Origin of the sequence: Paraburkholderia sp. 22098 (assembly GCF_052045935.1) — a bacterium.
Lineage (GTDB): Bacteria > Pseudomonadota > Gammaproteobacteria > Burkholderiales > Burkholderiaceae > Paraburkholderia > Paraburkholderia caledonica.
In genome coordinates this window covers 580929-604395 of record NZ_JBQEPV010000002.1, presented here as the reverse complement: position 1 = coordinate 604395, position 23467 = coordinate 580929, and the positions used below count along the sequence as shown (strand labels likewise).

Genomic DNA, 23467 nt, shown 5'->3' with positions numbered 1-23467 from the left:
GTATCCAATGCCCCAGACAACACGATCGTCTCCTTGCTAGCGTAGTCACTGCTTGAGGAACGATTGGCTACCTGACCGATTAAAGGACTTTTGCGGAAATTCGGCAACTGCGCGGGCTCGACTCGGCCGCCTGGCCGCCTGGCCGCCTGCGCTGCGCATCGGGTCGCACCTCGTCGTCAATAGAGCAAACTGCCGACGACAACTCTGCCTGCTGCGGTGGACAATGCCCTATCCCGGCAATCGCACGAAACGCCTATGAAAGCGCAGCGTCCGCATCGTCCTCCGCAGTTCCCTCGCGATGCTCCGCACGCCGAGTGGCGCGATCACACGCTGCCTTATATCGTCGTGGCGGCGGTGATCCTGCTCATGGTCTCGCTGATCGTTTGGATCGTCGACCCCGCTCCGCCGAAGACGATCACGCTGAGCGCCGGACCGCACGACAGTTCGTTTGTCATCGCCGCCGATCAATATAAAAAGATCCTCGCGCAAAACGGCGTGACGCTGAAGGTGCTGGAGTCCGACGGCTCCGTGCAGAACCTGAAGCGCCTGCTCGACCCGAAGCAGCACGTCGACCTCGCGCTCGTCCAGGGCGGCGTGGCGGACGGGCTCGATACGTCGTCGCTGATGTCGCTTGGCAGTGTCTTCTATGTCCCCGTGGTCGTGTTTTATCGCGGCACGGGCGTGACGCAGCTGTCCCAACTTGAAGGCAAACGCATCGCGGTGGGCCGCGAAGGCAGCGGCACGCGGCTGCTCGCGCTCAAGCTGCTCGATGCAAACGGCATCGAACCCGGCGGCGACACAACGCTCATGCCGAGCGACGGTCTGCAAGCGGCCACGCAACTCGTCAAGGGCGAAGTGGACGCGGCGATCCTGAGCGGCGATTCCGCCACGCGCGGGCTGATGCTGCGTCTGCTCCGCGTGCCGGGCATTTCGGTGCTGAATTTCGACGAAGCCAGCGCCTATACGCGGCTCTTTCCGTATCTGGATCAGATCGATCTGCCGCCAGGCGTGCTCGATCTGCGGCACAAGATCCCGCCTGAGACCGTGCATCTGATCAGCCCGACGGTCGAACTGGTGGCGCGAACCGATCTGCATCCGGCAATCTCCGATCTGCTGATCGAAGCGGCGCAGGAAGTGCACGGCATGCCGGGCCTGTTACAGCGTGCGGGCCAATTCCCAAGCCCGATCGCGCATGAGTATCAGATCAGCGAAGACGCGCAACGCTACTACCGCACGGGCAAGAGCTTTCTGTACCGGACGCTGCCGTTCTGGCTCGCAAGCATCGGCGACCGCACGCTCGTGTTGCTGTTGCCGGTGGCCGTATTGCTCTTTCCCGCGATGCGGCTGATCCCGGCGCTGTATGCGTGGCGAGTGCGTTCGCGCATCTACCGCTATTACGGTTCGCTGATTGCGATCGAGCGCGGCGCGCTCGCGCAGACAACCGACGAGGAGCGCAAGCGGCTCTTCGCGGAACTAGATCAGATCGAGGAATCGCTAAATCGGCTGCGCATGCCGTTAGCGTATGCGGACGCATTCTATGTATTGCGCGAACACGTCGGATTCGTGCGCGCGAGACTTGCGGCTGCGGCGCACTGAGTGAGTGGCCACGGTGATAAGCGGCCACCGTGAGTTTCAGGTGGCCGGCTTTACGTCATTCAGGCTTCAGGGTCGGTCGGAGTGGTCTCCGACACGTTGGCGGATTGCGCAGCAACTTTGTCTTCAGGCGACGCATCCGGAGAACCGGGTTGCGCATTCTCCTGGTCGCCTGGCTGTGAAGCTTCGTGCGGAGCGTCCTTCCGAGCGTCCTGAGCGGCTTCTTGAACCGGCGCGGCAGGATCGACGGAACCTGCGGCAGGCGTTTCTTTCTGCGAATCGGCCGACGCAGCCGCCGCCTTCGCGCTCTTCGCAGCGCGATGGGCCTGCAAACGTTGCGCGCCCGCTGCTTCCTGCGCCGTCACCTTGCCGGCCTCGGCGCCCGTTAGATCCACGCGGGCCGCGCCTTCGACCAGCGACTTCCAGTAGCGGCTGCCACGACACCAGGTCTTGATCGCGTCGCGCAGTTCAGCTTCGTTCAGCGACAAATCCTTCGCGTGCACCACGAGGTCTTCGAAGATGCCGACCTTCAGCGGCAGCTTCGGCGCCGGGTTCTTCGGGAACGCATTGGGGAAACGCTTCTGCAGACGCCCGATGGACTTCACCACCGGATCGACCGGTTTGGCGTCTGCCGCGGGCGCCGCTGCGGGCCTTGCCGCGCCGGCGCCAGCGCCGGGACCGCCGCCACGGCGCTGATGCGACGGCTTGCCGCCAGGCCGCCGGTCCGCCTTCGCGCCCGGCGCTGCGCCGGAGTTCGCGGAGTGCGCCGCATTGGAAGGCTTGGCGGGCTTCGCACCAGGCTTGCCGTCATTCCTGGCATCGCGCCGTGCGTCGGACCTGCCCTCGGCCTTTGCGCCGGACCGGGCCTCGGCCTTTGCGGCAGGCGCAGACTGGGCGCGTGCCGCGGCCAGTTGCTTCTTCAGTTCAGCAAGTTGTTCGAAACCCATAGCGCACAACCAATCGAGAAAGACGAGATTGTAGCAGCGCTCGGTAAGACCTTCGTGACGGCGTTGCAACGCTGTCCGGGCCGCCGCCGCGAGCTTTGCACCGGCTTGCGATTACACTCGGCATTTCAGGCATATTTTTCCGGCTGGCACTCGCGCTTCATGGACCTCAGGCAAATCCAGTACTTCATCGCACTTTTCGAGGACGGCTCGGTCACGCGGGCAGCCAAGCGGCTCAATATCGTGCAGCCGGCGCTCAGCATGCAGATTTCGAAGCTGGAAGCCGAGCTGCATCAGAAGCTGTTCGAACGCGGGCCGCACGGCATGACGCCGACCGACGCCGCGCGCCAGATGTATCGCCTCTACACGCCGATCATGCGCGACATCGAGCGCGCGCGTGAGCAGTTGAGCCGGCGCGATGCGATCGTCACTGGCCGCGTCGCGCTCGGCATGGTGTCGTCGGAGGCGGAAAGCGTGCTGCCGGAATCCCTCGCAAGATTCAACGCGATGTTCCCGCAAGTCGAGGTATCGGTCGCGGACGGCTTCAGCGCGCAACTGATCGACGCGGTCGAAGCGGGTCGGCTCGACGCAGCCGTCATCAACAAGCCGCGTGGACGCCTGACACTGGACGTCGTGCCGCTACTCGACGAAGAGATGGTGCTCGTGACGAGCGCCGCGCTCGGTCCGCAACTGCCGCCGACACTCGAGCTTGCCGCGCTCGCCGACGTGGAACTGGTGCTGCCCACACGGCGCAACGGCTTGCGCGGCGTGCTCGACGCCGCGCTCCTCGCAGCCAATGTGGTAATCAAGCCGAAGTTCGAGATCGACCTGCTGAACACGATCGTGCAGTTCGTCGAACAAAGCAGCGTGGCGACGATCCTGCCGCGCGTCGTCGTGCAGCGCAAAGTCGATCAAGGGGTGCTGTGCGTGCGTGCAATCACTTCGCCGCCCATCGTGCGGCACATTATCCTCGTGAGTCATCCGAAGCGCCCGCTCGGCCCGGCCGCGCTGGCGCTCATCGACATCATCACCGAAGAGATCCGCCGGGTGACGACCGGCACGGCGCTCGCCTGAGCGCCGTGGTCTTCGCAGCAAACGAAACGCTAACGTGCTGCCGGTGCTTCATACCGGTTCGCGAACCGCACCCTGATCGAGCTTGCCGAGCGTTTCCGGCACGATGAACGCGCCGATCAGAAAGATCACGCTGATCGCGCCGACAAAGATCGCGAGCGTCAATGGCAACTGGCTCGCATCTTTTGCGACGAGCGAGACCGCCGTCGGCATCATCCCGCCGATAGCGAAGCCGATATTCCACGACAATCCGGTTCCGGTCGCGCGAATGGCGGTGGGAAAGCGCTCGTTCAGGAAGATCAGAATCGGCGCGTAGCCGGCACTGCCGAGCGCGCTGAGAATCACCGCATAGACGCCGACCATCGTGATGCTGGATGCGCCCGGCAACAGCAGGAACAGCGCGGGCAACGCGAAGAGACGAATCAGCCCGAGCCACACGAACGCTGTCTTGCGGCCGATAAAGGTGCTCAGGTGTCCCGCGGCGACCGATGCAATCACCACCGCTACGCTGCACAGCATCAGGATCGCCGCGGCGGCGCCGTTCGGCGCGTGGGTCACCACTTTCAGGAAAGTCGGCAGATAACCCGACGTGAGGTAATAACCGCTGCCGCCGCCTACCGTCAGCAGCAGATTGACCAGGAGGATCGAGCGGTAGTCCCGCGAAAACAGCGTGCGCACCGGAGAGCGCACTACTTCGACTGGCGCCTTCACCTCCGACGTGGAGGCAGCCGCGGCCTTGGCAGCTTTTTCAGCCGCGAGCTTTTTCCACAGCGGCGATTCTTCGAGGCTGCTGAACACGAACAACCCGAGCACCGAACTGACGATGCCGGTGAAGAACATGCAGCGCCAGCCCCAGACTTCGAAGAGTTGGCCGGGGAACAGCGTGGACATCGCGAGATACGTGAGCGACGCGAGCAACGCGCCAAGCCCTGCTCCGCCACCGCCGATCAGTCCCGATACCGCGCCGCGATATTTCGGCGCGACGGATTCGGTGCCGATCGTATGAGTCGACGCCACCACGCCGCCCACGAACACGCCCTGCACGAGACGCAGCACGAGAAAGATGATCGGCGCGGCGAGACCGACCTGCGCCACGGTCGGCAGTGCGCCGAATGCAGCAGTGGAAAGGCCTACGCCGACCACGGCGATGATCATCGCGCCCTTGCGTCCATGGCGGTCCGCATACGAGCCGAACCAGGCCGAACCGAGCGGGCGCATCAGCAACGTTACCGCAAACGACGCGTAAACCGCGGCGAGCGACAGCATCGCGTGATCGGATGGAAAGAACAGCCGCCCGACCACTGGCGCGACGAACAGCAACACGAACAGGTCGAACAGATCCAGTGCCCAACCCAGGCACGAGGCGAATACTGCACCCATCACTTGCCGCTGATCTATCGCGGGCAAGGCGGCGCTATTTTGCGCTGCTAAGGACATCGTCATCTCCTTGACTGTCTGCGGACGTCTCTCGATCGTCCGCGATTTGGCGCACGTTCTTTCGCGTGCTTGGGTGGTGTTAAGAAACCTTGAGGAATGCGTGGCGATAATCGGCGCGGCTCGCAATGTCCGCATGCCCGGGAAGGCGCCGCGCGAGTATTGCGTCGGCGATCTTCTCAGCCATCATGATGGTCGGGATGTTGGTATTCGCAGACGGCAGTCGCGGCATCAACGACGCGTCCACGACGCGCAAGCCCTGTGCACCGCGCACGCTGCCCGCCGTATCGGTGACGGCCGCCGGATCGCTGGCGTCGCCCATGCGGCAGGTGCCGCTCGCATGCCAGACGCCGAACACGTTCGCGCGAATGAAATCCTCGAGCGCGGCCTGATCGGCGAGCAGATCCCCGAGCCGCTGACCACGCGTGAAGAAGCGTTCGATCAACATGCGCCGCAGCGGCGCGGGGCCGTCGAGCAGACGGCCGAGCAGCGACGTGAGCAGCGCATTGCCCGCGCTGACCCGGCTCAGCGCTTTTACCCGCGCGGAAAACGCAGCGGGAAAGAAGTCGCGGGAGTTCTCTCCGAGCCCCGAGGCCGCGACGATTTTCGCGAGCGTCCGCACGCCACAGGCGAGCCGCGCAATATCACGCGGGTCGTCGAGCAGATTCAGATCGACGCGCGGCGGCGCGGCAGGATCGGCGCTAACGAGTTGCACGCGGCCACGCGAGTGGGGTCGGTTGCACCAGAGAAAGAAGAGGCCTAGCCGGTTGCCGAGTTCGTGCCAGGCGGCGCGGGTCGCACTCGACAGATACAGGTCCGACGCTTCGCCGCCCGCAATGCCCGAACTCAGACGTGCGGCCATCATGCTCGCGCGTCGCCGCGACAACGGCATGCGCAATTGCGGCGCGAGAAAATGGCAGAACGTGAGTGACGGATGATCCTGCAGATTACGTCCCACGCCCGGCAGATCGATGACACAGTCGATGCCGAGCGCATTCAGCTCCTCTTTGGGGCCGATGCCTGCGTGCATCAGCATCGCGGGCGACTGCAGCGCACCCGCGCACAACACGACTTCGTTCGCGTTGAAACGAACGCGCTCGCCGTTGCGTGCGAGCGCGACCACACCGCGCGCCACGCGCCCTTCCATCACGATGCGCTCCACTCGCAGATCGGCATGGATATGCAGATTGGTGCGCTTGCGCGTGGACTCGTCTAGATACGCGATTGCCGTGGACACACGGCGGTCGTCGAGATTCGAGAATGCGGCGGGAAAAAAGCCGTCGCCGAATTCGGCATTCTGGTCGTGCAGTGGTGCGACACCGTTCTTGCGCAAGCCGGTGGCGAACGCGTTGCAAAAGGGCGGCCAATCGGCAGGCATGATGCGCCTGATCGGCACGGGTCCTTCTTTGCCGTGCAACTCGCCGTCCGGGAAATCGACGTCGCGTTCGAGCTTGCGAAAATACGGCAGCACGTCTTGCCAGCCCCAGCCGCTCGCGCCGTTCGCCGCCCACGCGTCGTAGTCACGCGGCAAACCGCGATTGGCCGACTGCACATTGATGCTGGAGCCGCCGCCCATCACGCGGCCCTGTTCATAGACTCGCGGCGCCGAATCGCGCGTGGCTCGCGCCGTCAATTCAGGCCAGATGTACGTGTCGCCGCAAAACACCGGCAGTGGATAACTGTCGAGAATCTCCGGGGGCACGCGGCCCGGCGGCGTGTCCGCGCCGGCTTCGATTAGCGCGACGCGCAGCGACGGGACCGCGGAGAGGCGCTGCGCGAGCACGCACCCCGCTGATCCACCACCGACAATCACGTAATCGAAGTATTCCATCTGCGTGTCTCCTGAATCGTTTTATGTGCTACGGCACCGCGGTTGTTCAACTGCCGCGAAACACCGGCTTGCGCTTGCCATGGAACGCCTCGACGCCTTCGCGGAAATCGTCGGACGTGCGCAAGCGGCTATAACAATGTCCTTCCAGTTCGATTGCGATGGACAGCGGCGCGTCCTCGGTATCGTTGAGCAGCTTCTTCGCGGTTCGCTGCGCGAGCGGCGAGAACGCACGCAGTTCGTCGACGAGCGCATCGGTGGCCGCTTCGAGTTGCGCGTCGGCCACGCACTCGACCGCGATGCCCCACTCGTATGCCTGCTTGCCCGGAATGCGGCGCGAACGCATCACAATGTCCTTGGTGCGGCCTATGCCGACCATTTGCTGCAAGCGCGCCGATCCGCCGGAGCCGGGAATCTGTCCGAGCTTCTGTTCAGGCAGCGCATAGAAAGTGGTGTCGGTCGCAATCCGGAAGTCGCAGGCGAGCGACAATTCGAAGCCCACGCCGAAGCAGAAGCCGCGATTGGCGGCAATCACCGGCTTCGAGCAGCGCGCCGGCGCCGCGATATTCCAGGCAAGCTTCGACACGTGTTCCGGGGACGCTTCCAGGAAGCCCTTGATATCGCCGCCGCTCGAAAAATGCTCGCCCTTCGCGCGCACCACGATCACGCGAACGCGCTCGTCTTCGTCGAGTGCCTCGAAGGCTGCGCGCAACTGATCCCGCGCGTGCATCGAAATCACGTTGAACGGCGGCCGGTGCAGAACGATGTCGGCGCGCTCGCGTTCGGCGTCGATCTCGATCGAAAAGCCGTCGAGGTCTTGCAGCAGGCTCTGGCCGCTGTGGGTAAGCTCGGTCATGAGAATCACTCCTTGTTGATTTCGGTTTGCTTCTGAATCGTTTCGTTGCCGCGCTGGCGATCGCTCTCGTCTGTCAGGTATTCGCCCGCGGACAGCTTGCGCCGCAAGATCTTGCCGACCGGCGACTTCGGTATATCGTCCACGAACACGTATTCGCGCGGGCGCTTGAAGTTGACGAGGTCCGACGTGCGGCAATACGCATCGAGCGTTTCGGCGTCGACGTATTCACGCCGTTTGATGAAGGCCACCACGCGCTGGCCCCAGCGTTCGTCCTTCACGCCGGCCACCGCGACGTCGTCCACGGCCGGATGCAGCGAGAGCACCGACTCGATATCGACCGGGGAAATGTTCTCGCCGCCGCTGATGATCATGTCGTCGACGCGGCCGGACACATACAGATCGCCATCGCAGTCGATATAGCCCGTGTCGCCCGTGAAGTACCAGCCGTCGCGCAGCGATTTGGCGTTCGCGTCCGGCCGGTTCCAGTAGCCTTCGAACGCTTCGTCGCCCAGCAGGTCGACGATGATCTGGCCTTCTTCGCCGACGTCCGCGAAATCGTCGGGCGTACCGGCGTCGAGCTTCACGACCCGCAGACGTGTGTTGATGCCCGCGCGCCCCGCGCTGCCCGGTTTTTTCGTCGCGTCCTGGTCGATACTGAACGTGTAGACCTCGGACGAGCCGTAGTGATTAACGAACAGTTGCGGTTCGAATGCCGCCGAGAGCCGTTTGAGCAAACCATCGTTCATCGGCGCGCCGGCGAAGCCGAGCTTCGTCACCGTGGACGTATCCGTCGACGCGAACGCAGGGTCGCCAAGCAGGTCGTGATACAGCGTCGGCACGAGATAGAGGCACGTGACCTTGTGACGCGCGATAGCCTCGAGCGCGAAACCCGCATTCCAGCGACGCGCGCAAACGAACGTGCCGTCCACGAGTGCCATGGCGAGAAGCGAGCGAACGCCCATCGTGTGATAAAGCGGCATCACGCCGAGCGTGCATTCGCCATGACGGTAGAGGTTTTGCGCCACATGCGCGAGCGCTGCCGCGCGTTCCTGCCGATGACGCCGCGGCACGCCCTTCGCCTTGCCCGTCGTACCCGACGTATAGAGAATCAGCGAGTAGTCGTCCGCGACGGCATGTGCATCCGCGTCGGAGTTCGCGCGGCCGGCAACTTTTGTGAGCAGGCTGTCGAAGCCCGCGCTGCGCCCGGGCGCAACGTCGAGTCCGATACGCGGCACCTGTTGCGCTGCAGGACTTTGCATCACCGCCTCCGCCGACACCGGCTCGTAGACGATTGCCTTCGCGCCCGCGTCGCTCACGCAGTAATCGAGCTCTTCGGGTTTTGCCCGCCAGTTCAACGGCACGATCACAATGCCCGCAAACTGACACGCCCAGTGCAGCGTCGCCATTTCCCAGCGGTTTTGTAGCACTACAAGCAAGCGGTCGCCGTGCGCGAGGCCAAGTCCGCGCAGACCGTCGGCCACATCGACGATGATGTCGTGCCACTGCGCATACGTGAGTGAAAGCTCGCCGTCCACGAGTGCCAACGCGTTTGGACTGCGCTCGACGCTTTGCAAAAATGTACGCCCGAGATCAAGCATGGCTCGCCTCCAGCGCGTCGCCCGTCACGTTGCGTTGCCGGCGGCGCGCGGCCACATCGAGCACGGCCGCGACGATCGGCGTATAGCCGGTACAGCGGCACAAGTGGCCGGACAGCATGTCACGCACCTGCGCTTCGCTCGGATCGGGCACGCGTTGAAGATAGTCGGCGCACGACATCAGGATGCCCGCCGTGCAAAACCCGCATTGCAATGCGTGATGGCGTTGAAACGCTTCCTGCAGATCGCCGAGCACCATGTCTGGCGCAAGACCTTCGACAGTGTCGATGCGCTGCCCTTGCGCCTGCACGGCCAGCATCAGACAGGACCGCGCGGCAACGCCGCCTACGTGAACGGTGCACGCACCGCAGACGCCGTGCTCGCAGCCTACGTGAGTGCCAGTCGCCCCCAGTTCGTGACGGATGAAGTCGGACAGCAGATCGCGCGGCTCGCAATACGCGCTCCGTTCCCGGCCGTTGAACGTCAGCGTCACGCACTGCCGTTCGTCTCGCCGCACGACTTGCGGCAGGCCGTCTGCCATTTTTCCGTTGGATGTGTTGCTCACTTTGCCTCCTCTATCACGCGCCATCCGAGTTGCCGGACCAGATGCCGGCGATAGCTCGCACTGATATGCGCGTTGTCCTGCGCGCCCAGCTTCCAGCTCAAATCGTTCAACGCCCCGCGCAAATCGTCGCCGGACAGACGCGGCCATTGCTCGACCACCGGCCGGTCCGCCACGCCGCCCACGGCGAGACGGATGGCATCGTCGGTGACCACTGCGGCACACGCGACAATCGCGAAATCGCCATGACGTGCCGAGAATTCCGCGAAGCCATAACGCTCGCCGTCTCGCTTTAGCGGAAACCGCACCGCTTCGACGAGTTCGTCGGGCTCGCGTGCAGTCATCAACATGCCCTGAAAAAACGCGTCCGCCGAAAGCACGCGTGGCTTCTTTTTCGAGCGCAGCATCACGTCGCCGCCGAGCGCGCTCAGCACGAGCGGCAGTTCGGCACTCGGGTCCGCATGCGCGATCGAGCCGCACACGGTGCCGCGATTGCGAATCTGAAAGTGCGAGATGTGCGGAAAGGCCATTGCGAGCAACGGCACTTCATCGCGTAGCGACGCGCGCCATTCGACGCTGCCTTGCGTCGCCGCCGCGCCCACCGTCAAAGAACCGGCCTTGCGGTCGACGCGCACCGAGTCCAGTTCGCCGGTGCGCGAAATGTCGATCAGCATGCGCGGTTGCGCGAGCCGCATGTTCAGCACGGCCATCAGCGATTGGCCGCCCGCGAGCACGCGTGCGTCTTCGCCGTGTTGCGCCAGTGCGTCGAGCGCATGTTGCGCGTTCATTGCGCGCAGGTAATCGAACGGCGCGGGTTTCATCGTTGTCTCCTGAAGCGGGCCAACAAGCGCGACAGCCACGAACCGCCGCCCTCACCAGAACTGTGGGCAGACGCGTCGAGCGGCTTGCCCGCGGCCTGGCGTCCCAGCGATTCGAACAGTTGACGCAACACAACTTTCGCCGCGCCTTCCAGCATGCGCGCGCCGACCGCCGCGACCTTGCCCGAGACCTGCGCCTCGTAGTCGTACGAAAGACGCGTGCCGGTCGCGATAGGCGTCAGTTCGACAAGACCGCTGCCGCGTGCGCTGCCAAGCGACGAAATGCCCGCGCCCGCGAGGCGCAAACGGTGCGGTGCGTCGATCTCCGACAAACCGATCTTTGCCTCGAACCGCGCCTTGATCATGCCGACACCCACCGTCACGTCCGCGCGATACTGGTTCGGACCTTCGGTTTCGAGTGCGTGACAGCCGGGAATCACCTTCGCGAGCGCGTTCGGATCGAGCAGCACGGCAAACACGGCTTCGGGCGTTGCGGGCAGATCCACACTGCCTTGCGCGGTCAGCGCCTTGCCGCTGCCTGACATCGCCGGGTTCTTCGGCGCGGGCGCTTCGCGCAACTCAGGGCGCGAGGGCTCGGGGTCGTCGATGCCGATCAGCGCCATGACTTTCGAAGGCGTAAGCGGCAAACGGATGTCGTCGACGCCGAGCGCATCGGCCACCGCATTCGCGATGCATGGCGGCGTGCTCATGTTGTTTCCCTCGCCGAGTCCCTTCGCTCCGAGCGGCGTGAACGGCGACGGTGTTTCCAGATGCACGATCACCGGATCGGGCACTTCGCACGCGGTCGGCATCAGATAGTCGGCAAGCGTGCCCGACTGGAAGCTGCCGTCCGCGCCATAACGGAACTCTTCCATCAGCGCCGCGCCGAGTCCTTGCGCGAACGCGCCGCGAATCTGGCCGTCGGCGAGCGCGGGATTGAGCAACGTGCCAGCGTCGTGTGCGGTCACATAACGGTCGATGCGCACGCGGCCCGTTGCGCGATCCACTTCGACCCCGCACATGTCGAACGCAAAACCATAGGCTGCCGAAGTATTGACGCGATCGTTCTCATCGGGCGCCGCCATGTTCGGCGGATTCCAGAACACCGTCTCGCGCAATCCGGGCTCTTCGCCCTCGGGCAGCAACGCGGGCGCCCAATGCGGCGCATTCGCGGCGACCCGGCCAAACGGCTGTGCACGATCCTCCGCGCCTTGCGCGAAGATGCGGCCGCCCTCGAAGCGGACATCTTGCGGCGCACAGTTCAGTTGCTTCGACACGATGCGCGCGATCTTGTCGCGCACACGCATGGCCGCGAGATGCACAGTGCCCGCGACCGCGCCGGCAAAGCGGCTCGAATAATTGCCCGCGGCGACCGACCACGCGTCCTTGTGCGTATCGAATTCGACGTTGACGGCCACCTCGTGCGGTGCAATGCCGAGCACATCGGCCACCACCTGCGCGCATACCGTCATGTGGCCCTGGCCCGCAGGCGTCGATGCGATTGTCACGACGACGCCCCCGAGCAGATCCACGCTGACCGTCGCGCTGGCAATCGCGCCGCTTTTTGGACCGGCCTTGCGACGCGCTTCAGCGGGCATCACGGTCGTGATGTAGCCCATGTTCGAGATCGACGGCTCGACGATCGCCGAGAAGCCGATGCCGTACAAGCGCCCTTCGCTACGTGCGGCCTCACGGCGGGCACGCAGTTCGTCGTAGCCGCCTTCGTCGAGCGCGCGGCGCAACGCTTCCTGATAGTTGCCGGAATCGAGCAGCGCGCCTGCCGCAGCGCGATGCGGGAACGCATCGGCGCGCACGAAGTTGCGGCGATACACGTCGAGCACATCGAGCCCGAGTTCGACCGCGATCCGCTGCATGAGCCGTTCGAGCGCGAAATACACCTGCGGTCCGCCAAACCCTCGCACGAGTCCGGTGGGCGTCTTGCTGGTCAGCACGACGCGGTTGCGCACGAGCAGATTGTCGATCGCGTAGGCGCCCGTGAGACACCCATGCATGCGATAGAAGGTGGCGGGCTCCGGCGCACGCACATATGCGCCGCAGTCTTCGAGTTGATCGTAGGACAGCGCGGTGATGCGCCCGTCGTTTTCGACCGCCGCTTCGAGGGTGGAAAGGCGCGCCGTGGCGGACGTCGCCGCACTCAAATGCTCGAGCCGATCCTCGACCCATTTGACCGGCGCGCCGGCCTTGCGCGACGCGAGGCACATCAGCACCACATACGGAAACACCGCCTGCTTCACGCCGAAGCTTCCGCCCGAATCGCGCGGCGCCTTGTGACGCAGACGATTCGCCGGCACGTTCAAGGCCATCGCCATGACCGCGTGCAGCGAGAACGGGCCCATAAAATTCGACGTGACGTCATAGCCTTCGTCGCCAGCAAGATACTCGGCAATCACCACGCCGCATTCGATCGGCGCACACGTATTGCGCGGATAATGCGCGACCAGTTTCACGCGATGCGGTGCTTTTTCGAACGCCGCCTCGGGCTCGCCGTAGCGGAAATGCCGGTCGCTGATCACGTTGCTGCCCACCTTCTCGTGCAGCACCGCGGAGTTATCCTCGACAGCTTCCTCGATCGACGTAACAGGTTCCAGCGTCGCGTATTCGACCTTGATGAGATCGAGTGCGTCTTCAGCGATAGCGCGCGTTTCGGCCAGCACGACCGCCACCGGTTCGCCGACATACCGCACGCGGTCCATCGCGAGCGCCCACTGCTCCATCGGCGATTTGACGCCGACCACGAACGGGCGCGACCATGCGCGCAGATCGTCACGCGTGAGAATCGCGCGCACGCCTTGCAGTTGTGCCGCCGCTTGCGTATCGATTGCAAGCAGTTCCGCATGCGCGTGCGGCGAGCGCAAGACCGCCGCGTGCAGCGTGCCGGGACGCACGCCGATGTCGTCGCCATAGCGGCCCCGGCCCGTGAGAATCGCGGGATCTTCGAGACGCTGCATCGGGCGCCCTACATGACGCTGCCCGCCTTGCGCGGCGTCGGCCTCGCGGTCCTGTGTGGCCGCATCGGCGGTATTTACCAGATCGCGCTGGTTCATTGCTCGCCTCCCGCTTGCCGTTGCGCGAATTCGTCGGCGAGGCCGCTCCAGCGTTGGGCGATCTCGCCGTGCTCGATACCGAACAGATCGAGAATGCGCCCGACTGTGTGATCGATCACGTCTTCGATTGTTTTTGGATGCGCGTAGAACGCGGGCACCGGCGGCATCACGATCGCGCCCATCTCGGTCGCGTGAGTCATATTGCGCAGATGCGCGAGATTCAACGGCGTTTCGCGCGCGACCATGACGAGGCGGCGACGCTCCTTGAGCATCACGTCGGCGGCGCGCGTCAGCAGGTTGTCGGCGAAACCGTTCGCCACGGCGGCGAGCGTTTTCATCGAGCACGGTGCGATCACCATGCCGGCCGTGATGAACGATCCGCTCGCCACCGCCGCGCCGATATCGCGCACGTTGTAGACCACGTCGGCCAGACTATCGAGGTCGCCACGGGTCATGCCGAGTTCTTGTGCAGCCGTGACCGCGCCCGATGCCGACACGATCAGATGCGTCTCGTGTGTGCCGAGACGGCGCAATGCAGCGAGCAGGCGCGCGCCGATCAGCGCGCCGCTAGCGCCTGAAATGCCGACGACGATGCGCTGCGTCCGAGCCGCGCGCAGATCGTGCCGGGTGGTGTCGAGCGTCGCTTCAGACATGACCGTCACCGAGATAAGCGTCGAACGCGGCGTTATCCGCCGCGACGAGTGCGTTCAGATCCACTGTATCCTCACCGGGAATCCGCACGCGCGTGAACACGTGCGACGCATAGGCAACCGGACGCGTCGCGTCGAGTCCCATCTTCGCGCTGATGCCCTGCAGATACGCCGGTGCGTCCTCGGGCTGGCCGACGGTAGTCGACGGATCGAGTGGCGAGCCTTGCGCGCCTTCGATCACGACGAGATCGCGATCCGCCTGGAAGCGCGTGGCAATTGCCCATTCGATTTCGGCGGGATCGTGCACGTCCACGTCCGTATCGACCACGACCACCTGCTTGATGTCGTAATGCGCGCCGAATGCGCACAGAATCACGTTCTTCGCCTCGCCCTCACGCTTCTTCTCGAACTGCACCCACAGGTGATAACGGCACACTCCGCCCACCGACAGGTGCACATCCTTCACGTTCGGATGGCTGCGTTGCAGATGCGCGAGCAGCGTCGCCTCGCGTGGAATTGCGCCGAGCAGCAAATGCTCCATCTCGGCGGGCACGATCGTATGAAAGATGGGGTCCGTGCGATGCGTAACGGCGGTGACCTCGATCACTTCGCGCGCTTCCTGTGCGCTGTAGTACTTCGGGAACTCGCCGAACGGCCCTTCCATCTCGCGCACGTTCGGCAAGATGCGGCCCTCGATCACGATTTCAGCGAAAGCCGGTACATGTACTCCGTTGCTCACGCATTTTGCGACCGGCAGCGGTGCGCCATGCAACGCGCCTGCGATCTCCAGTTCGTCGGAGTCGATTGGAGAAATAGCTTGCGACGCAAGCATCGTGAGCGGATCGACGCCTATCGCAACGGCCACGTCGAGCGCGTCACCGGCCGCTTCTGCCGCTTTCTGGAATGCGTGAAGATGACGCGGCAACAGCAGAATCGCCATGCGGTCCGCAGCGTGCACCTGAATCCGGTTGATCGACACGTTCTGCACGCCAGTACGGGGATTGCGCGCAATCACGAGGCCGGCGGTAATGTACGGGCCGTTGTCGTGTTCGCTATGTGTAGGAATCGGCAATAGCGCGTGAAGATCGATATTCTTCGTATGTACGACCTGTTGGCACGGCGCTTCGTCGCGTGGCACGAGTCGCGATGCGAGCGGATGCTCCGCAGCATCGCTAAAGCGCGCGAGCAATTGACTTTCGTCCACCCCGAGCGCTTCCGCGATCCATGCGCGCCGGGACATGAAGCCGCTCACCACCGGCACGCGATAACCGCCTGGTCGCGTGAAAAATGCCGCCTGCTTGCCGTCCAGGCGCTTGGCAATCGCCGCCAGTTCGTGTTCCAGCGCGACGGCTTGGTCGATCGTCGCGAGGCGTCCGCTGCACGCGAGATGCGCGAGCCAGTCGCGCAAAGCAAGGGCTCCGCCTTTGCGGGCCCAGCTCGGGTCTGAGGTTTCGTGCGGGGCGGCATCACGTGTATTCATCTGCGTCTCCATCGATGACTGGCTTCATGCCCCGCTTGAATTCCGCTTCATGCCGGAACGGAGCGCCAGTTGATGATGAAAGCGTAACGAGATCCGCGTATAACTTCTAATATGGAATATTGATGCTTTGAATCATTCCCGATGATATGGGTGTTAGCACCAATGACAGCAGTTTGTAGGCGGGTTATCAATCAACCATCCGTATGCAAGGGCATATGCACGAGTCTGTTCACCCTTGTTGATGGCGTGCCGTCCGGTCCGCTGCGCGTGTTCTGATAAGCCGCGCCCCGCTCATTACGTTTGCTGATGTTTTACTCATATCAACATGGACCTCCGGCAAATCCAATATTTCATCGCGCTGTTCGAGGACGGCTCCGTCACCCGCGCCGCTAAACGGCTGAATATCGTGCAGCCCGCGCTCAGCATGCAAATCGGCAAACTCGAAGAGGAACTGCATCAGCAACTATTCGAGCGCAACGCGCATGGCATGGCGCCGACCGCGGCCGGGCGGCTGATGTATCGCCTCTTTCTGCCGATCATGCGCGACCTCGCGCATGCACGTCAGCAACTCGTACAGCGCGACGAAGTGGTGACCGGGCATGTGTCGATCGGGCTGATTGCGTCGGTGACCGAAAGCGTGCTCGCCGATGCGTTGTCGCGCTTTCACGCGCGCTATCCGCATGTCGAAGTAACGGTGGCAGACGGCTACAGCGCGACGTTCATCGACTGGGTGGCGGGCGGTCAGCTCGACGCGGCGCTCATCAACAAACCGCGCGCGCGTCTCTCGCTCGACGCACAGCCGCTGCTCGATGAAGAAATGGTGCTCGTGACGAGCGCCGCGAACGGCCCCGAGCTGCCTCACGCGATCGAACTCGCACAGCTTCCCGAACTGGAACTCGTGCTGCCGACAAAGCGCCACGGCCTGCGCGGCGTGCTAGATACGGCCGCCCAGCACGAGGACGTGCTGCTCGCACCGCGCTTCGAAATCGACGTATTGAGCACGATCGTGAAGCTCGTGGAGAGTACGCGCTTTGCGACTATCCTGCCGCGCATCGCGGTGCAGCGCGCGGTGAGTCAGGGCAGCCTGCGCGCGTATCCGATTCTCGCGCCGCGCATCGTGCGGCACATTGTGTGCGTAACGCATCCGCGGCGGCCCTTGAATGCGGCGGCGGATGCGCTCGTGTCGGTAATCGCCGATGAGTTGCGCAAGGTGTCGAGCGCGTCGGAGATGGATGCCTCGATCGAATAACCACGCGAGGCGCGAACCTTCAATTATTCGGACACATCGACGAAGCCGCCGAGCCTTGCGCCGAAGGCCCGAATGGCGCGAGCGACGTCCGGCGAAAGCAGTGCCTGCAGTTCGTCGGCATGGCGGTAATCGCGCATGCCGTCGGTCAATGCGCGCTCGCCTGCAATGGCGGGATGACAGTATATTTCTGCGACCCCGCCGCTTAACGAAGCGAGCGCCGTGAGCCACGCGGCCTCGTCCATGCGGCCGCTGCCCGCGATGCCGACGACATAGTCGTTGTGAAAGATGCCTGCACGGTCGAGCCGCGCCTTGACGAGCGCGATCCACGGCCTGAGCCACAGCGGCGCATTCGACTCGAACGGCAAACGCATCGCCTTCATGCCGAATTCCCGGCCAATCTCGAGGATCAAGCCAAGCACGGTCGGATGCAAATGAAAATGCTTGTGCGTGTTCACGTGATCGAGCGCGAGGCCGGTCCTGGCAAACGCCTGGAACTGCGCGCGAATTTCGCGCGCCAACTGCTCCCGTACATGCGGCAGAAAGAAGAACCGCACGCCGTCGCGAACCATGTTGTCGCCGAAACGGCCATGCTTATCGAGCAATGCCCCAATGCAGGTGCGCGGCAATACAGCGTCGCCGTCGGCGAGAACGAGATGGAGTCCCACGCGCAAGTGCGGCATTGCGTGCGCGCGCTGGACTGCATCGTTTGCGGCGGGCGCACCGATCATGAGGCTGGCGGCGGTGAGCACGCCTTGTCGGTGCGCCTGTTCGACGGCCAGATTCACACGAGAATGCAGGCCGAAGTCGTCGGCGGTGATGATCAACGCGCGAGGCCTTTCGGTGCACGGCTCGAATGCTTGCGGTCCGGATGCAGGCGGCTTTAATGCTTGCGGCTGTGGTACATCCACCTCAGCGGCCATCGGATGCCTCCATCACGTCCATCGAGCGCAATGGCCTCGTGCGCGCGGTCGAACGCGAGCTTCCGACCCGAACGCGCGTGCCACGCCACGTGACATGTGAACCGAAAGCGGCAGCGAGCCATTGAGACAGCAGCAACGTATCGCGCAACGGCAGAAGCGGAAGATCGCGCCAGAACGCACGCCCGAGCGAGTCCGCTGTTTCACCGGGAAATGGGCACCGCAATGCGATTCCATGGCGCGCGGCGCGCAGATGCAGCATCAAACGCGCGGCCAGTCCCGCCATGGTGCCGGCCGCGCCGACGAGCGAGCCCCAGCCAAACGGGCCACCGTTCGCGCCGGTGGCGAACACAGCGGTCAGACACGCGCCGGCCACGAGCCAGGGAACCGGGAACGTGATGAACAGAAAAGCGAAACCGAGCGGATTCACCGAACGTATCGTGCGCAACCAGCGCGTCTCGCGTTGCCACAGTTCTGCAAAGGTGGGTTCGGTCACATCGGTGGCCACCATCACGCGCGAGAGCACCGTTTGCAAGCCCAGCGCGCGCACGTGCTCAGCTAGCCAGTAGTCGTCGGCAAGACAGTTCTTAAGGGCCTCGAAACCGCCGATCCGTTCGAGCGTGGCGCGTCGCAACGCAAGCGTGGCGCCGAAACCGAAGCGCCGCGAACCCGCCATGTGCGCAACGCGTACCGATGGCGCAAACCATTCGTTGACGAATAGCGCGCCCACGCGCGGCCAGAAACCGCCTACACCTTGCGCGGCATACAGACAGGTGAGAACGCCGATGCGTGGGTCAGCAAGCGGCGCTGCCACGCTCTCCAGATAATCGGCCCGCACGGCGATGTCGCTATCGGCAATCACGATCACGTCGTGACGCGCGCGCTCGACCATGTTCATCAGATTGCTGACTTTCAGGTTGCTGCCATGCACGCGCGTGTCGATCGCAAGCTCGATGTCGAGCAACGGATACGCAGCCTGCAAACGACGCACGACGGCAATCGCGGGATCGTCGGGAGAACACACGCCAAGAACAAGCTGGAAATTCGTGTACCGCTGCTCGCAAAACGTCCGCAGATTCTCATAGAGGCGCGGCTCGGCGCCGCACAGCGGCTTGAGCACACTCACGCCCGCATGCGGCAACGGATCGGTTCGGCACGAGGCGCGCGCGCCGAACTTCGCACCGTGCACGAGGCTTCTGGGATCGACTGCGGGAGCGGCCGGCGAAAGATCGCCGTGGTCCAACGCGGCGCGGCCACGAACGGTAGAGAATGGCATTGCGACCGCCGCAACCAGCGTATACAGCGACGCCGCGATGCAGACGGCGAACAGAATCCATTCGCCTGCAGTGAATGCGTGCGCAACCATTGGCGGATTCCGTCAGTGTCCGCGCAAGACGAACGGTGTCCCAGTAAGGCGAAGATGCAAGATGACGAGCCAAAGCCGCGGACAATCCGGGGCGACGGCGACTGGCCTCGCGTAGAGGCCCGCAACGTTCGCGTAGCGATCTGCAACGGCAAGGTGGAATGCGGCTTGGGCAACCTGGCGGGCCACGATCACGCCGCCCGCGACCATGGCGAGCGCGGCGAACCGGAAAGCCGCGGAGACAAACAGATGCTGCGCGCCCGGCAGCGCCGCTACCGTCACACAGGCGAGCACGTCGGCTGCGAGAGCCGTGAGCGAGGCCACCATGAGATGGGCTCGCAGCATATCGACGGTGGCTGGCTTCATGGCTTCGTTTCGTGGCCTGATGAACGCATCGTGCGGCTTCTCGCAAGCCAGCAGCGCCCACTCTTCGACGCAATCGTCAGCAAGAAGAATAACGGTCACCATGGCGAGGCATCTGCCGTGAATTCCGTCGATGTACTTACGATTTCGTTTCGGTATTCCGACAACAGAGGGCAATGCAGCGTGCTCATGTCACATGTTCATTTGGCGAATTCATGTTGCCAATACAACAGTAAGCCGTTGATGAGCGATGGTATCGATTCAAGCTGAAGGAAACCTTAAGCAAAACGCGGTATAACGCTGCTAGCGGACCGCATGGCTGACGCTGGAAGCTGCAGCCGCTGGGTTCATTCGCTGGGTTGATTCGATGCGTACCGTCCCACCATAAAAACATCTACGGAATTTCTGCCCTATGCGTGTACTTCTCGTTGAAGACGACGATCTGATCGGCTGCGGGATCGAAGCAGGTTTGCGTCAAGCAGGTTTCACTGTCGACTGGGCGCGAGACGGCCACAAGGCCAGTCTCGCGCTCGACACCACGAGCTATGCGCTCGTCGTGCTCGATCTCGGCCTGCCGCGCGTGTCTGGCATGGACCTGCTCAGACGGCTGCGTGACGCCGGCAATGACGTGCCGGTGCTCGTGCTGACCGCGCGCGGCACGGTGGTGGACCGCGTGGGCGGTCTCGAAGCAGGCGCGGACGATTATCTCGGCAAGCCCTTCGACCTCACCGAACTCATCGCGCGTTGCCGTGCGCTGCTGCGACGCGCGCAGGGCCGCAGTGTGGAGCTGATCCGCTATCGGGAGCTGACAGTGAACCCGGCGTCGCAAACTGTGGAGGTGGCCGGCAAACGCGTATCGCTTACGTCGCGCGAATGGGCGATCCTGATCCAGTTGCTGACGAATCAGGGCATTCCGCAATCGCGCTCGCGTCTCGAAGAAAGCCTGTATGGATGGCAGGAGGAGATTGAAAGCAATGCGATCGAGGTACACGTGTCGAATCTGCGCAAGAAGCTCGGCGCAAACCTCATACGAACCGTGCGCAATATTGGCTACGTGGTGGAGAAACAGTAGATGAGCGCATCCATTCGCCGGCGGCTCATGCTGCTCGTGCTCGCCAGCATTGGGCTCGTCTGGGCGATCGCTCTCGCGTCCAGCTATCGCCAGGCCACACGCGAAGTCGCGGAGTGGGAGGAAGCCCGGCTCGCGGAAGTCGCACAGATGCTCGCGTTGCTCGACCAGTCGAATCTCGCCACGCTCGCCAATGCGCACATCGACGTGCGTGAGGAAGAACGAGGCGGGGAAACAAGTGCGAACGACACCGACGACGACGATTCGCTGCCGCGCGACGCACTGTTCCAGGTGCGCGCGCGCAATGGCGACGTGATTGCCGGCAGCCCGCCCTTGCGTGCGCTCAACGCGTGGGATTTGCCGGTACCGCCTGTCACCGGCGTGCAGGACGTCGTGCTCGGTGGCCAGACATACCACTCGTTCACGCTGCGGGACACGCCGCTCGGGCACACGGTCCGCGTATTCGAACAGGCCAACACCCGCAGCGATCTGGTGAGCGGCGTCGCAAGCCGCATTGCGCGCCCTGCCTTGATCGCGTTGCCGGTGCTGGCACTGCTCGTGTGGTGGAGCATCGGCTGGAGTCTCGCGCCGCTGCGCATGCTCTCCGATGCGATCCGTTCGCGGGACATCAATCGCCTCGAGCCTGTCGATATCGGCCATGTGCCGATCGAGGTGCGGCCGCTCGTCGACGCGATCAATCTGCTGCTCTCGCGCCTGTTGCATTCGCTCGAACGGGAACGCGCGTTCACTGCCGACGCCGCGCATGAACTCAAAACGCCGCTCGCCGCGATCAAGGTTCAGGCACAAGTCGCGCTGGCCGAACCGGACCCCGCACGTCAGCGGCTCGCCATGGAGCGCGTCGTGCAAGGCGTGGATCGAAGCGCGCGGCTCGCCGAACAATTGCTATTGCTCGCGCGCTTGGACATGCAGGAGAAAATGGCAACGGCACCGCTCGCGCCTGGCGCCGTCGCGAAGAGCGCATTGCTCGCGAACGCGGGCAATGCGCAGCAGAAAAACATTCGCGTGACGCTGAACTGCGACATGCGCGCGGAGATCAATGCGGAGCCCGTGCTGATCGGCATTCTCTTCGACAATCTGCTGGATAACGCGATCAAATACGGGAGCGACGGCGGCACGATCGAGATCGCGGTGCGGCGTGAGAAACAGCAGGTTCTGGCGCCACTGAACGAGCCGCTGAAAGAGCCGCTGCAAGAACCAGCGAAAGAGCCGCTATCCGAACGCATTCTGGTGAGCGTGCGCGACGACGGCCCAGGCGTTGCGCCAGCAGATCTGGCGCGTCTCACGGACCGCTTCTTCCGCGCAACCGGCAACCAGGCGACCGGCAGCGGCCTCGGCCTGTCGATTGTCGCGCGCATCGCGCAACACTTCGGCGCCACCGTGCGATTCGGCACTGGGCTTGACGGCCGCGGGCTTGCCGTCGACGTATCGTTCCCCGCTTATACGGCGGCCTCTGTCAGATCTTTGAAGCCAGTCGGCTAGCGGCGGTTCGTGTCCCCCGCGACGCTGCCTTCGGCGAGGGGTGCCTGCTGCGGGCTGTGAACGGCGCTGCCGCGCTCGCGACGATGCTTTGCCCGGTTCGCCCGCAGCGTCGAAGTGTGCGCGCGATCGCGTTTTGACGTCTCGGCAAACTGCCAGGCGATCAACCCCGGCACGAAGATCAGCAGATCGCGAATCCGGCGTGCGCCCGCAAGCGCCAGACAGGTCGACGGATCGAGACCGAGTGCGCCGCCGATCAGGACGAAGCCGCCCTCCTGCACGCCGAGACCACCCGGCACGAAGAACGCGGCGCTGCTGATTGCCTGGATCAACGACTCGATTACCACGGCTTCGACAAGCGTCACTCGCGCGCCGAGAAAATACAACGCGAGCCAGATTTCGAGCGACGTCAAAAAGCACTGCAGCGGCTGCCAGAAAAACAGATAACGCAGCACTACGCCGCGGCGTCGCCAGATCAGCTTGATTGCCCGATCGATCTGCGCGGACTGCCCCACGAGCGCGGCGAGCTTGCCGCTCGTCATGTGATTGAGCGCGCGCGTCATGCGCTCGAACGGACTGGCGTGCTGCACGAGGGCGAACAACACGAGCAGCGGCGTCAGCACGACCACACCCCACGCGAGTTGCCCGGCGAACCGCAGCGTGTCGGAATGGGCATGTGCGAAAAGAAAGCCGATGCCGACCATCGTAAAGAGCAACTGGCTGATCACGGTCAGCTGCATGTCGACGATGATGCTCCCCACCGCAGTCGACGGCCGCACGCCCCAACGCCTGAGCATGCGAAAAGACACCACTTCTCCGCCGATGCGCGCGACCGGCAACATGCTATTGACGGATTCGCGCACCCACACGAGGTGCAGCATGTTCGCAATGTGCGGCCGGTTTGCGCCACGAATCAGCGAGCGCCAGTCGCAGGCATTGGCGAGCATCGGCAGTACATGGGCAAGCGCCGCGAGCACGAGACCAGCGCCAGCCGCGCGCAATGCGCTGAGCACCGCACCCGGGTTGTCCTGCCAGACGAGCCACAGCGACGCGGTGAGCCCCGCGAGCGCGGCGACGCGGCCTAAATGCTTCATCATGCGAAGACCTCGCGCG

Annotated in this window: 19 protein-coding genes; 5 read left to right on the top strand and 14 right to left on the bottom strand. The window is 63.9% G+C overall.

Translation table 11 applies throughout. From position 1 onward, the window contains the following. The first annotated feature begins 255 nt into the window (after positions 1-255). Positions 256-1596, top strand: coding sequence for a TAXI family TRAP transporter solute-binding subunit (locus tag ACTJLB_RS06045; protein ID WP_392393297.1), 1341 nt, complete (start codon positions 256-258; stop codon positions 1594-1596). A gap of 59 nt (positions 1597-1655) precedes the next feature. Here the strand turns inward: ACTJLB_RS06045 and ACTJLB_RS06040 are convergent, their stop codons facing one another. Beyond that, on the bottom strand, positions 1656-2540 hold the full coding sequence (locus ACTJLB_RS06040) for a ProQ/FINO family protein (RefSeq protein ID WP_440782759.1): 885 nt from the start codon (positions 2538-2540) through the stop codon (positions 1656-1658). Positions 2541-2699: 159 nt separating this feature from the next. On the opposite strand from ACTJLB_RS06040, the gene ACTJLB_RS06035 reads away from it, so the two are divergent. After that, the gene (locus ACTJLB_RS06035; protein ID WP_027804331.1) at positions 2700-3611 is read left to right on the top strand and encodes a LysR family transcriptional regulator; all 912 of its coding nucleotides are present in this window, start codon (positions 2700-2702) and stop codon (positions 3609-3611) included. 48 nt (positions 3612-3659) lie between these two features. Here the strand turns inward: ACTJLB_RS06035 and ACTJLB_RS06030 are convergent, their stop codons facing one another. The 9 genes from ACTJLB_RS06030 to ACTJLB_RS05990 all read right to left on the bottom strand — a co-directional run bounded on the left by ACTJLB_RS06030 (position 3660) and on the right by ACTJLB_RS05990 (position 15896). After that, on the bottom strand, positions 3660-5045 hold the full coding sequence (locus ACTJLB_RS06030; protein WP_440782758.1) for an MFS transporter: 1386 nt from the start codon (positions 5043-5045) through the stop codon (positions 3660-3662). Between the two features lie 79 nt (positions 5046-5124). Beyond that, positions 5125-6873, bottom strand: a complete 1749-nt coding sequence (locus tag ACTJLB_RS06025) for a GMC family oxidoreductase (protein WP_440782757.1) — start codon at positions 6871-6873, stop codon at positions 5125-5127. A gap of 46 nt (positions 6874-6919) precedes the next feature. Further along, on the bottom strand, positions 6920-7726 hold the full coding sequence (locus ACTJLB_RS06020; RefSeq protein ID WP_020066157.1) for an enoyl-CoA hydratase/isomerase family protein: 807 nt from the start codon (positions 7724-7726) through the stop codon (positions 6920-6922). A gap of 5 nt (positions 7727-7731) precedes the next feature. After that, positions 7732-9324 carry an AMP-binding protein gene (locus ACTJLB_RS06015; RefSeq protein WP_408415270.1) on the bottom strand — a complete coding sequence of 531 codons (1593 nt, stop codon included), beginning with the start codon at positions 9322-9324 and terminating at the stop codon, positions 7732-7734. Continuing rightward, a complete protein-coding gene (locus tag ACTJLB_RS06010; protein WP_088174380.1) occupies positions 9317-9862 on the bottom strand; it encodes a (2Fe-2S)-binding protein in 546 nt (181 codons plus the stop codon). Before ACTJLB_RS06010 ends, ACTJLB_RS06015 begins: the two co-directional genes overlap by 8 nt. 20 nt (positions 9863-9882) lie before the next feature. Then, positions 9883-10704 (bottom strand): FAD binding domain-containing protein, encoded by an 822-nt coding sequence (locus ACTJLB_RS06005; RefSeq protein WP_392393302.1) that lies wholly within the window; start codon positions 10702-10704, stop codon positions 9883-9885. Further along, entirely contained in the window at positions 10701-13766 is a 3066-nt protein-coding gene (locus ACTJLB_RS06000; RefSeq protein WP_440782756.1) for a xanthine dehydrogenase family protein molybdopterin-binding subunit, read from the bottom strand. The genes ACTJLB_RS06005 and ACTJLB_RS06000 overlap by 4 nt, the downstream gene beginning before the upstream one ends. After that, positions 13763-14419: a UbiX family flavin prenyltransferase gene (locus ACTJLB_RS05995; RefSeq protein ID WP_440782754.1), complete on the bottom strand. Its 657-nt coding sequence runs from the start codon at positions 14417-14419 to the stop codon at positions 13763-13765. Before ACTJLB_RS05995 ends, ACTJLB_RS06000 begins: the two co-directional genes overlap by 4 nt. Further along, positions 14412-15896 carry a UbiD family decarboxylase gene (locus tag ACTJLB_RS05990; protein WP_440782753.1) on the bottom strand — a complete coding sequence of 495 codons (1485 nt, stop codon included), beginning with the start codon at positions 15894-15896 and terminating at the stop codon, positions 14412-14414. The genes ACTJLB_RS05995 and ACTJLB_RS05990 overlap by 8 nt, the downstream gene beginning before the upstream one ends. A 325-nt stretch (positions 15897-16221) precedes the next feature. Between ACTJLB_RS05990 and ACTJLB_RS05985 the strand changes: the two genes are divergently transcribed. Further along, a complete protein-coding gene (locus tag ACTJLB_RS05985) occupies positions 16222-17145 on the top strand; it encodes a LysR family transcriptional regulator (protein WP_440782752.1) in 924 nt (307 codons plus the stop codon). A 23-nt stretch (positions 17146-17168) separates the two neighbouring features. Here the strand turns inward: ACTJLB_RS05985 and hpnK are convergent, their stop codons facing one another. Genes hpnK through ACTJLB_RS05970 form a run of 3 tightly spaced genes read right to left on the bottom strand, consistent with a single transcriptional unit; the run spans position 17169 to position 19791 of the window. Further along, on the bottom strand, positions 17169-18065 hold the full coding sequence (hpnK, locus tag ACTJLB_RS05980; RefSeq protein WP_440782750.1) for a hopanoid biosynthesis-associated protein HpnK: 897 nt from the start codon (positions 18063-18065) through the stop codon (positions 17169-17171). Further along, positions 18055-19428, bottom strand: a complete 1374-nt coding sequence (gene hpnI, locus ACTJLB_RS05975; protein ID WP_440782749.1) for a bacteriohopanetetrol glucosamine biosynthesis glycosyltransferase HpnI — start codon at positions 19426-19428, stop codon at positions 18055-18057. Before hpnI ends, hpnK begins: the two co-directional genes overlap by 11 nt. 12 nt (positions 19429-19440) lie before the next feature. Next, the gene (locus ACTJLB_RS05970; RefSeq protein WP_027804334.1) at positions 19441-19791 is read right to left on the bottom strand and encodes a hypothetical protein; all 351 of its coding nucleotides are present in this window, start codon (positions 19789-19791) and stop codon (positions 19441-19443) included. A 409-nt stretch (positions 19792-20200) separates the two neighbouring features. On the opposite strand from ACTJLB_RS05970, the gene ACTJLB_RS05965 reads away from it, so the two are divergent. Both ACTJLB_RS05965 and ACTJLB_RS05960 read left to right on the top strand, forming a co-directional pair. Then, the gene (locus ACTJLB_RS05965) at positions 20201-20860 is read left to right on the top strand and encodes a response regulator (RefSeq protein ID WP_020066169.1); all 660 of its coding nucleotides are present in this window, start codon (positions 20201-20203) and stop codon (positions 20858-20860) included. After that, positions 20861-22357: an ATP-binding protein gene (locus ACTJLB_RS05960; RefSeq protein WP_440782747.1), complete on the top strand. Its 1497-nt coding sequence runs from the start codon at positions 20861-20863 to the stop codon at positions 22355-22357. Here the strand turns inward: ACTJLB_RS05960 and ACTJLB_RS05955 are convergent. Further along, complete coding sequence (locus tag ACTJLB_RS05955) at positions 22354-23451, bottom strand: flippase-like domain-containing protein (protein WP_440782745.1); 1098 nt, start codon at positions 23449-23451, stop codon at positions 22354-22356. The two genes, ACTJLB_RS05960 and ACTJLB_RS05955, sit on opposite strands and share 4 nt — an antisense overlap. Positions 23452-23467: the final 16 nt, after the last annotated feature.